Genomic DNA, 8,878 nt, shown 5'->3' with positions numbered 1-8,878 from the left:
GCGGCGCCGATCCCGGAGTTGTTCGCCCAGCAGGTGACTCGTGCGCCCGACGCGGCCGCGGTCAGCTGCGACGGCAACGTGCTGACCTACCGCGAGCTGGATGAGGCCTCGAACCGGTTGGCGCGGCTGCTGATTGCGCACGGCGTGGTGCCCGGCCAGCGGGTCGCGCTGCTGTTTCCCCGGTCGGCCGAGGCGATCGTCGCGATCCTCGGCGTGCTCAAGACCGGTGCGGCGTACGTGCCGATCGATCCGGCCGTGCCCGACGCGCGGTTGGATTTCGTGCTCACCGACGCCGAACCGGTCGCCGCGGTCACGACCGCCGACCTGGCCGGCCGGCTGCACGGACGCGACCTGTTGATCGTCGATGTCGGACAGGTCGACTCGGCTCCGAACGGCGACCCCGGCCAAGACATGCCACCGGTCAGCCCCGACGACGTGGCCTATCTGATCTACACCTCGGGCACCACCGGTGTGCCCAAAGGCGTGGCCATTCCGCACCGCAATGTCACGCGGCTGCTGGACGCGATCGATCCGCACCTGCCCCTTTCGGCGAACCAGACATGGACGCAATGCCATTCGCTGGCCTTCGACTTCTCGGTGTGGGAGATCTGGGGTGCGCTGCTGCGCGGTGGACGGGTCGTCGTGGTGCCCGAGTCGGTGGCGCGTTCGCCCCAGGAGTTCCACGCGCTGTTGGTCTCCGAACAGATCACCGTGCTGAGCCAGACACCGTCGGCCTTCTACGCGCTCTCCCCTGAACTGGGATCCGAGATCGCGCTCGAGGCAGTCGTGTTCGGCGGGGAGGCGCTGGAGCCGGCCCGGCTGAAGGCGTGGATAGACACCCACGGCGATGCGCCGCGGTTGATCAACATGTACGGCATCACCGAGACCACGGTGCACGCGTCGTTCCGCGAGATCGTGGCGGCCGACGTCGACAGCACGGTCAGCCCGATCGGGATACCGCTTGCCGATCTGGCGTTCTTCGTGCTCGACGGGTGGCTGCGGCCGGTGTCGCCCGGGGTGGTCGGTGAGCTGTATGTGGCAGGCGCGGGCCTGGGGTACGGCTATGTGGGCCGGTCGGGTCTGACCGCGTCGCGGTTCGTGGCGTGTCCGTTCGGGGGCGCAGAAGCGCCGGGGCGGTTGATGTATCGCACCGGGGACCTGGTGGCCTGGGGGCCCGACGGGCAACTCCAATACCAGGGCCGCGCCGACGAGCAGGTCAAGATCCGCGGCTACCGCATCGAGCTCGGTGAAATCCAGGCCGCGCTGGCCCAATCGGACGGCGTGCAGCAGGCGGCGGTGATCGCCCGCGAGGACCAGCCCGGTGACAAGCGGCTGGTCGGCTACATCACCGGCAGCGCCGACCCGGCCGAACTGCGGGCCCGACTTTCCGAGCGGCTACCGGCCTACATGGTCCCCACCGCGGTGGTGGTGCTGGACACGCTGCCGCTGACGGTCAACGGCAAGCTCGACAAGCGTGCCCTGCCCGCGCCGGAGTTCGCCGACGCCGGTCAGTACCGCGCCCCGAGCGACCCCACCGAAGAGATCCTCGCTGGCATCTACGCCGAGGTGCTCGGGCTGGAGCGGGTCGGTGTCGACGACTCCTTCTTCGACCTCGGCGGGGATTCCCTGATGGCGATGCGCCTGGTGGCCGCGATCAACAAGACGATGAATACCGGCCTCGTGGTCCGCGCGGTGTTCGAGGCGCCGACGGTCGCCCAGTTGGCGCAGCGACTGGGTGGTGACGACGACCAGCTGGAACCGCTGGTCGCCGGCGAGCGCCCGGCGGCGATACCGCTGTCGTTCGCCCAAAGCCGGCTGTGGTTCATCGACCAATTACACGGGCCCTCACCGGTTTACAACCTCGCGGTGGGGCTGCGCCTGGAGGGCCGGCTCGACGTGGAGGCGCTCGGCGCGGCCTTCGCCGACGTGGTCGGCCGCCACGAAACTCTGCGCACGGTGTTCCCGGCCGTCGACGGGATACCGCAGCAGCGGATTGTTCCCGCCGACCAGGCCGAGTTCGGCTGGGACGTCGTCGACGCCGGGGGATGGCCGGCAAGCCGGGTGGACGAGGCGGTCGAGGAGACGGCACGGCACAGCTTCGACCTCGCCGAAGAGATCCCCCTGCGGGCCAGGCTCTTCCGCCTCGCCGACGACGAGCACGTGCTGGTGGCGGTGGTGCACCACATTGCCGCCGACGGCTGGTCGATCACGCCGCTGGTCGCGGATCTGGGTATGGCCTATGCCAGCAGGTGCGCCGGACAGGCACCGGATTGGGAACCGCTTGCCGTCCAATACGTCGACTACACGCTGTGGCAGCGTGCGCAGCTGGGCGAGCTCGAGGACAGCGACAGCCGCATCGCCCAGCAGCTCAGGTACTGGGAAGACGCGTTGGCGGGGATGCCCGAACGCATTGCGCTGCCGACCGATCGACCGTACCCCCTGGTCGCCGATCAGCGCGGGGCCAGGGTCGAGGTGGACTGGCCCGCCGATCTGCAGCAGCAGATCGCCCGGGTGGCTCGGGAGCACAACGCCACCGGCTTCATGGTGATGCAGGCCGCGTTGTCCGTGCTACTGGCCAAACTCAGCGCGAGTTCCGATGTGGCGGTGGGTTTCCCGATCGCCGGCCGCCGCGACGCCGCCCTCGACGAGCTGGTCGGCTTCTTCGTCAACACCTTGGTGTTGCGGGTCGATCTGGACGGCGATCCCAGCGTCACCGATGTGCTCGCACAGGTGCGCACCCGCAGCCTGGCCGCGTACGAACACCAGGACGTGCCGTTCGAACTGCTCGTGGAGCGGCTCAACCCGAGCCGGTCTCTGACCCATCACCCGCTGGTGCAGGTGATGCTGGCCTGGCAGAACGTTCCCGGAAAGGGCGACGATGCGGCAGGCGCGATGGCACTGGGCGATCTGGCCGTCTCCCAGCTACCGCTGGACACCCACACCGCCCGCATGGACCTGTCCTTCTCGCTGGCCGAGCGTTGGACCGAAACCGGTGAGGCCGCAGGCATTTCGGGCACTGTGGAGTTCCGCACCGACGTGTTCGACGCTGCCAGCATCGAAACCCTCGTCGAACGGTTACGGCGGGTCCTCGAGGCGATGACCGCCGACCCGGCCCGGTCACTGTCCGCGATCGATGTCCTCGACGCCGACGAACACGCCCACGTCGACACGATCGGCAACCGGGCGGCGTTGACCGAACCGGTCGCTACCACCTCGATTCCGGCCCTGTTCGAGGCGCAGGCCGCCCGCGATCCCGACGCGGCCGCCGTCAGTCTGGACGACCACACCGTCACCTATCGCGAACTCGACGAGGCCGCAAACCGGTTGGCGCACCTGCTCATCGACCGCGGTGTGGGACCCGGTCAGCGGGTCGCGCTGTTGTTCCCCCGCTCGGTCGAGGCGGTCGTCGCGATCTTCGCCGTGCTCAAGACCGGAGCGGCGTACGTGCCGATCGACCCGTCGGTGCCCGACGCGCGGTTGGATTTCGTCCTCGGCGATGCCGCACCGGTCGCCGCGGTCACCACAACGGCCCTCGCCGATCGGCTCTCCGGGCGCGGGCTCACGGTCATCGACGTGGCGGATCCCGCCGTCGACAGCCTGCCCGTCAGCCCCCTGCCGGGGCCGAGTCCCGACGACATCGCGTATCTCATCTACACCTCGGGCACCACGGGGGTGCCCAAGGGGGTGGCCATCCCGCATCGCAACGTGACCCGGCTGTTGGACGCGATCGACACCCGCTTGGAGCTGCCGCCGAAACAGGTGTGGACCCAAAGCCATTCGTTGGCGTTCGACTTCTCGGTGTGGGAGATCTTCGGTGCGTTGCTGCACGGCGGCCGGTTGGTGATCGTCTCGGACGAGGTGGCCCGTTCACCCGAGGAGTTCCACGACCTGCTGATCGTCGAGCAGGTCAACGTGTTGAGCCAGACGCCGTCGGCGTTTTACGCGCTGCAGTCCGTCGACGAGCTGACCCCCGAGTCGGCGGCCGAGCTCGCCCTCGACGTGGTGGTGTTCGGCGGTGAGGCGCTGGAGCCGGCGCGGTTGCAGGGCTGGCTGGCCAAGCATCGGGATGCGCCGCGGCTGATCAACATGTACGGCATCACCGAGACCACGGTGCACGCGTCGTTCCGCGAGATCCTCAGTGACGACACCGACAGCGCCGTCAGCCCGATCGGCGTCCCGCTGGCACACCTGGGCTTCTTCGTGCTCGACGCCTGGTTGCGGCCGGTGCCGGTCGGTGTCGTCGGTGAACTGTATGTGGCGGGCGCGGGCGTCGGCGGCGGTTATGTGGGCCGCTCCGGCTTGACCGCGTCGCGGTTCGTGGCGTGCCCGTTCGGGGCCGCAGAGGCGCCGGGGCAACGGATGTATCGCACCGGGGATTTGGTGTGTTGGGGCGCCGACGGCGAGCTGAGATATCTGGGGCGCGCCGACGAGCAGGTCAAGATCCGCGGCTACCGCATCGAGCTCGGCGAGATCCAGGCCGCGCTGGCGCAACTGGACGGCGTGCAGCAGGCGGTGGTGATCGCCCGCGAGGACCGGCCCGGCGACAAGCGACTGGTGGGATATGTCACCGGGATCGACGACCCGGCGGGGCTGCGGGCCCAACTTGCCGAGCGGCTGCCGGCCTACATGGTGCCCGCCGCGGTGGTGTCGCTGGATGCGCTGCCGCTGACGGTCAACGGCAAGCTGGACGTCCGCGCCCTGCCGGCGCCGGAATACGCCGACGTCGACCATTACCGCGCCCCGGCCAATCCCGTCGAGGAAACCCTGGCCCGCATCTACGCCGAGGTGCTCGGCCTGGAGCGGGTCGGCGTCGACGACTCGTTCTTCGACCTGGGCGGCGACAGCATCTCAGCCATCCAGGTGATCATGCGCGGGCATGCGGCCGGCCTGGTCGGTCGCCCACGGGACATCTTCGTCCAGCAGACCGTGGCCAGGCTGGCCCGGGTGGTCAGGTTCGCCGACGACTCCGACAGCGAAAGCGACGACGGCGTCGGCCCCGTGATCGCCACCCCGATCATGCAGTGGCTCAAGGGCGCTGAGGGTTCGATCGACGAGTTCAACCAGACAGTGTTGTTGCAGGCCCCCAGCGGGGTGACCGATGACGACGTGGTGGTGCTGCTGCAGGCGCTGCTGGATCGGCACGCGATGCTGCGGCTGCGTGCCGAGGGCGACGGCGCGGGCGGCTGGAAGTTGACCGTGCCGGAACCGGATTCGGTCGACGCGCGCAGCCGGCTGCAGTCGGTGGGCGTGTTGACCGACGAGGCGCTGGTGGCCGCGCGGTCGCGGTTGAACCCCGCCGAGGGCGTGATGGTCAGCGCGCTGTGGGTGACGTCCACCGGGCAACTGGCGCTGATCATCCACCACCTGGCCGTCGACGGTGTCTCGTGGCGAATCGTGTTGGAAGACCTCAACATCGCGTTGACACAGCATCGCGGCGGACAGCCCGTGCTGTTGCCGCCGGCCGGGACGTCGTTCGCCCGGTGGGCAGAGATCCTGGCCGACCATGCCCGTGATCCGCAGGTCGTCGCCCATGCGGACACCTGGCGGCGGGTGGCCGCGATTCCCGCCGCGCTGCCCGCACCGCAACCCGCGGTCGACACGTTCGCCACGGCCGGATACCTGACCGAGCTGCTGGATGCCGAGACCACCCACATGCTGCTCGGCGAGGTGCCCGCGGCATTCCACGCCGCGGTGCATGAAATCCTGCTAATCGCTTTCGCGTTGGCGTGGGCGCAATACCTGGGGACCGACGGTGCGCCGATCGCGATCGACGTCGAGGGGCACGGCCGGGACGAGGAGTTGGCCGAGACCGCCGCAGCGGCGGGTCGACATATCGACCTGTCACGCACGGTGGGTTGGTTCACGGCCAAGTACCCGGTGGGCTTGACCCTGGGCGGGTTGCGCTGGACGCAGGTGGTGGCCGGCGACGCGGCGCTGGGCGCGGTGATCAAGGACGCCAAGGAACAGCTGCGCGCCTTGCCCGACGGGCTGACCTACGGTCTGCTGCGCTACCTGAACCCCGATGCGGATCTGGCCGGGACCGACCCGGTGATCGGCTTCAACTACCTTGGGCGCCTTGGCGCCCCGGCGGCCTACGCATCCGGTGATGTGTGGCGGTTCAGCCAAGAGGGACTGTCGTTGACGGCCGGGGCGGCGGCGATGCCGATCTCGCTGATGCACACCGTCGAACTCAACGCGGCCACCGTCGACACCGACACCGGCCCTCATCTGAACGCCACCTGGACGTGGGCGCAGTCGGCGCTGGACCGTACCGCGGTCACGCGGATCAGCCGGTTGTGGTTCGACGCTCTGGCCGGGATCTGCGCGCATGTCCGGCGCGGGGGAGGCGGGTTGACGCCGTCGGACATCGCGCCGCTGCGGATGAGCCAGCAGCAGCTCGACGAACTGCACCGGCAGTCCCCGATCGCCGATGTGCTGCCGTTGACGCCCTTACAGCAGGGATTGCTCTACCACGCCAGCGTCGCGAAGTCCTCCGGCGACGACGTGTATGCGGTGCAACTGGACATCGCGTTGAGCGGTCCGCTCGACGCGCACCGTCTGCGCGACGCCGTGCAGACCGTGGTCACCCGCCACCCGCACCTGGCCGCCCGGTTCTGCCCGCAGTTCGAGGAACCGGTGCAGCTGATTCCCGCCGACCCCGTCGCGCCGTGGCGATATGTCGAATTGGACGGCGGCGACGCCGATTTCGGGATCGACGAGCAGATCGAGCGGATCTGCGCCGACGAACGCGCCGCGGTGTGCGACCTCGTCGAGCAGCCACCCTTCCGGGTGGCGCTCATCCGCATCGCACCGGACCGGCACCGGTTCGTGCTGACCAACCACCACATCGTGCTCGACGGCTGGTCGATGCCGATCCTGATGCAGGAGATCTTCGCCGGCTACCACGGCCACCGGCTCCCCGCGGCCTCGCCCTACCGCAGCTTCATGACCTGGCTCGCCGAGCGGGATCACGCTGCGGCACAGGCCGCCTGGCGTGAGCTGTTCGCCGACTTCCAAACACCGATCCTCGTCGGCCCGCCGCAGAAGCTCGGGTTCGCGCGGCGAAGCGTCGAGGTGTTCCGGGTGCCCGCGAAGACCACGCGCGCGATCAGCAAGCTGGCGCGTTCCCACCGCACCACCGTCAACATCGTGTTGCAGGCCGCATGGGCGGTTCTGCTCGCCTCGCTGACCGACCAGCATGATGTCGCGTTCGGCACCGTCGTGTCGGGCCGCCCACCAGAGGTGCTCGGCGCGGAATCGATGGTGGGCCTGCTGATCAACACGGTGCCGGTGCGCGCGACCATCACGCCGCACACCACCGCGTCCGACTTGTTGGATCAGCTGCAGAACGCCCACAACAACACGCTCGACCATCAGCACCTGGCGCTCAGCGACATCCACCGCATCACCGGCCAGGAAAGGCTTTTCGACACCGTCTTCGTGTACGAGAACTATCCGACCGACACGGGCACCCCGCCCGCCGTCGACGGGTTGGCCATCACCGGATTCACCAGCCGGGACTTCTACCACTACCCGCTCTCGGTGCAGGCCGGACCGGGCCGCGAACTCGAGCTACGCGTGCAATTCGACACCGACGTGTTCGACGCGGCGGGCATCGAAGCGCTGATGGAGCGGTTCACGCAGGTGCTGGTCGCGATGTCCGGTCACCCGAACCGCCGGCTCCTGTCGATGGATGTGCTCAACGCCGGCAAGCGGTCCTGGCTCGAAAGGTGGAGCAAGCGGACACTGTTGGCCCAGCCGCCCGCCCCGGCGCCCCCAACCGGTCACGACAACGGCGGCGCCTACAGCGCCCCGTCCACACTGGTCGAGCAGATCCTGGCCGGCATCTACGCCCAGGTGCTCGGCGTTGACCGCGTCGGGGTCGATGAGTCGTTCTTCGAGCTGGGCGGGGACTCGCTTGCGGCCATGCGGGCGGTCGCCGCGATCAACACGGCCCTCGGCACCCATCTCACCGTGCCGACGCTGTTGGAGGCGCCGACCGTACGGCGCTTGAGCCGGCTGTTGGATGCCGACAGCTCGGTCAGCGAAGGCTCCGCGGCCGGCCCCGGCGGCGAACCGGCGTAACCGCCGGCGCGCCACCGTATCCGCGATCACCACAAGAGCGGCACCAGGCGATAGCGCGCCTTCTGCGCGTATTCGCGGTAGCCGTCCAGCTCCTCGCGGAGCAGCTTCTCCTCGTCCTGGATCCGCAGGACGAGCGCTGTCACGCCGGGGATGACGGCGAGCAGCCCCCAGTAGGAGCCGAGCGCGAGCGGGAAGCCGAGGATCGTGATCACGTTGCCGGTGTACATCGGGTGGCGCACCAGCCCGTACAGACCGGTCTCGACGAGCTTCTGATCCGACTCCACCTGAACCGTGGACGCCGCGAAACTGTTCTGAATCACCACCAGGCTGGTCACCCCCAGCCCGATCGCCACCAGGACGTCACCGGCCACGCTGACCGCCGCCGGGACCGAGGACCAACCGAACCGATGGTCGAGGGTGCTCACGAGGACCATCGCCGCCAGCGACGCGTACCAGCCGGCGATGAGCAGCTTCTGCACGGTGCGGGTCTCGGCCACCGGCCCGGCACGTTTGCGCCGTTGCAGCGCTTGCGGATTCGTCCGCAGCAGGTACATGCTGGGCAGCCACGTCGAGAGGGCGAACACCGCCAGGAAAGCCCACGCCTGCCAGTAGTCGAACGTTCCTGCGAGGCCGAACAGCACCAGGCCGAACACCACGATCTCGACAACGCCGAATACCAGCATCCTCAGAACGGCTTTCACACAACCTCCATACCGCTCGCCCACACGTCCGCCGTCGCGGCGCACGGCTAAAACTACCGTCGGTCGCCGAGGACTCGTGCGCGAATGATCGC

Annotated in this window: 2 protein-coding genes; one reads left to right on the top strand and one right to left on the bottom strand. The window is 69.0% G+C overall.

What is annotated here, in order from left to right; genetic code table 11:
- The first annotated feature begins 33 nt into the window (after positions 1–33).
- The gene (locus MELE44368_RS07430) at positions 34–8,085 is read left to right on the top strand and encodes a non-ribosomal peptide synthetase (RefSeq protein WP_409366108.1); all 8,052 of its coding nucleotides are present in this window, start codon (positions 34–36) and stop codon (positions 8,083–8,085) included.
- Positions 8,086–8,111: 26 nt separating this feature from the next.
- Here MELE44368_RS07430 and MELE44368_RS07425 read toward each other — a convergent pair whose 3' ends face one another.
- A complete protein-coding gene (locus MELE44368_RS07425; protein WP_164890053.1) occupies positions 8,112–8,786 on the bottom strand; it encodes a methyltransferase family protein in 675 nt (224 codons plus the stop codon).
- Positions 8,787–8,878 lie beyond the last annotated feature (92 nt).

Source organism: Mycolicibacterium elephantis DSM 44368 (assembly GCF_004014805.1).
Lineage (GTDB): Bacteria > Actinomycetota > Actinomycetes > Mycobacteriales > Mycobacteriaceae > Mycobacterium > Mycobacterium elephantis.
Note: the sequence above shows the minus strand (reverse complement) of the source record. Positions and strands in the feature narration are given on the sequence as shown.